General features: G+C 71.0%; 2 protein-coding genes and 1 pseudogene. All 3 read left to right on the forward strand.

From position 1 onward, the window contains the following. Positions 1 to 146 precede the first annotated feature (146 nt). Positions 147 to 1,256, forward strand: a complete 1,110-nt coding sequence (locus DQP56_RS23860; protein ID WP_205868970.1) for a DUF4350 domain-containing protein — start codon at positions 147 to 149, stop codon at positions 1,254 to 1,256. Beyond that, entirely contained in the window at positions 1,253 to 2,218 is a 966-nt protein-coding gene (locus DQP56_RS23865) for an AAA family ATPase (protein WP_165825136.1), read from the forward strand. The genes DQP56_RS23860 and DQP56_RS23865 overlap by 4 nt, the downstream gene beginning before the upstream one ends. Further along, positions 2,215 to 2,480 (forward strand): annotated as a pseudogene (locus tag DQP56_RS23870) (DUF58 domain-containing protein); the annotation flags it as partial. The gene DQP56_RS23865 and the pseudogene DQP56_RS23870, both read left to right, overlap by 4 nt.

Here is a 2,480-nt window from a genome sequence, read left to right on the forward strand (position 1 = left end):
CCCCACCTGGCGGGCGCCTTGCTGCGGGCCGCCGAGACGTTCAACGATGTCAGCTACGGCGAGCTGCCGGCCACCCCGGACGGCTACCGGATCGTCGCCGACATCGACGAGCAGGTGTGCGCCCTGACGCCGCGGCGGCAGTACCGGTGACCGCCACGCGGCGCAAGGGACTGTGGGTCGCGGTCGCCCTGGCTGTGATCGTGGTCGTATCGGTGGCCGGCGCCTATCTGACCAGTCCCCGTCCGGGCGGCCGGATGGACCCGACCGCCACCACGCCACAGGGCGCCCACGCCGTGGTCACGCTGTTGCGCGACCGCGGCGTTGAGGTGGTGATCGCTGGCACCGTCGACGACGTGGCCCGCGCGGCTCGCCCGGATGCGCTGATGCTGGTAGCCGAGACCCAGCGCATCGCCGGTGACGAACTCCTGGAGCGGCTGGCCCGGCTTCCCGGGGACCTGCTGTTGGTGGCGCCCGATTCGCGGGCGCGCAAAGCGCTGGCGCCCGAGATCCGATCGGGACCGGCGCGCCCGTTCACCCGCCGGCCCGCCTGTAATCTGCGCGAGGCCGAGCGGGCCGGGACGGTCGATCTCGGCGCCACCGCCACCTACGTTGCCTCGCACGACGGTTCGGTACGCAGCTGTTACAACGGTGCGCTGGTGCGTTATCGAAGCGGCGATCGCACCGTCACGGTGATCGGCAGCCCGTCCTTCATGACGAACACCGACCTGGTCCGCGAAGGCAACGCCGCGTTGGCGATGAACCTGGCCGGCGCGCGGGACCGCCTGATCTGGTATGCGCCCCAACGTGTCGAAGGTGGAAGAGCCGGTAGCGCAACGATTCTCGGGCTGATCCCGAGCAACGTGACCTGGCTGGTCTGGCAGCTGTGCGTCGCACTGGCGTTGGCCGCAGTGTGGCAGGGACGCCGACTCGGCCCGCTGGTCGCCGAAACCCTGCCGGTCGTGGTGCGCGCATCCGAGACCGTCGAGGGTCTCGGCCGGCTCTACCGGTCCCGCCGGGCCCGCGACCGGGCTGCCGCCGCACTACGTACCGCAACGCTGCGCCGGATCGCCCCACGCCTGGGCCTGGGGCCTGTCGAGGATCCGCCGGCGGTGATCGCCGCGGTGGCCCAGCGCACCGGAGCCCCTCCGGACTGGTTGTGGCACTTGCTGTTCGGCCCGCACCCGGAAAACGACGACGCGCTGGTCGATCTTGCCCGCGCACTCGACGACATCGAAAGGCAGGTCATCGAATCGTGACACAGACTCCCCCGCCTCCCCCGGCCCGCGATGCGCTGCTGGCGTTGCGCAACGAGGTCGCCAAAGTGGTGGTCGGCCAGGACGCCGTGGTCAGCGGCCTGGTGATCGCCCTGCTGTGCCGCGGCCACGTGCTGCTCGAAGGCGTTCCGGGTGTGGCCAAGACGCTGCTGGTCCGGACGCTGAGCGCGGCGTTGCGACTGGACTTCAAGCGGGTCCAGTTCACCCCCGACCTGATGCCTGGAGATATCACCGGATCGCTGGTCTACGACACTCACACCGCACAGTTCGCCTTTCGCCCCGGCCCCATCTTCACCAACTTGCTGCTGGCCGACGAGATCAACCGCACCCCGCCGAAAACCCAAGCGGCGCTGTTGGAGGCGATGGAGGAGGGGCAGGTCAGTGTGGACGGGGCAGCCAAGCCGCTACCTGAAGTGTTCATGGTGGCGGCCACCGCAAACCCAATCGAGTACGAGGGCACCTATCGGTTGCCCGAGGCGCAGCTCGACCGTTTCCTGCTCAAGCTGACCGTCCCGCTGCCGGGGCGGGAGGCCGAGATCGACATCTTGTCCCGGCACGCTCGGGGTTTCGACCCGCATGACCTGTCCGCGGTCGCTCCGGTGGCCGGCGCCGCGGATCTGGCGGCCGGCCGCGCCGCGGTGCGCCAGGTGCTGGTCGCCGACCAGGTGCTGGGCTACATCGTCGACGTGGTCGGCGCGACCCGGCACTCCCCGGCTCTGCAACTGGGCGTCTCGCCGCGCGGCGCGACCGCATTGTTGGCCACCTCGCGATCGTGGGCGTGGCTGTCCGGGCGCAACTACGTGACGCCCGACGACGTCAAGGCGATGGCCCCGGCAACCCTGCGGCACCGGGTGATGCTGCGTCCAGAGGCCGAACTCGAAGGGGCCAGCGCCGACGGTGTGCTCGACGGCATCCTGGCCTCGGTTCCGGTGCCGCGCTGGTGATCCTGACCGGTCGAGCCGCGCTGATCGCACTGGTCTGCGCCCTGCCCGTCGCGCTGGCCCCCTGGCCGGCGACGGCGTTCACCGTGCTGCTGGCCGGGCTCGGCGCCGCGGTGGTGCTCGACATCGCGTTGGCGGCCGATCCCGCCAGGCTGGCGATCACCCGGACCATGGACAGCGCGGTCCGGCTGGGCCAGTCGGCGGCGACCACTTTGTCGGTTGTCAACGGCGGCCGCCGGTTCCGCGGGCAGCTGCGTGACGCCTG

It is taken from the genome of Mycolicibacter senuensis, from assembly GCF_003284925.1.
GTDB lineage: Bacteria > Actinomycetota > Actinomycetes > Mycobacteriales > Mycobacteriaceae > Mycobacterium > Mycobacterium algericum_A.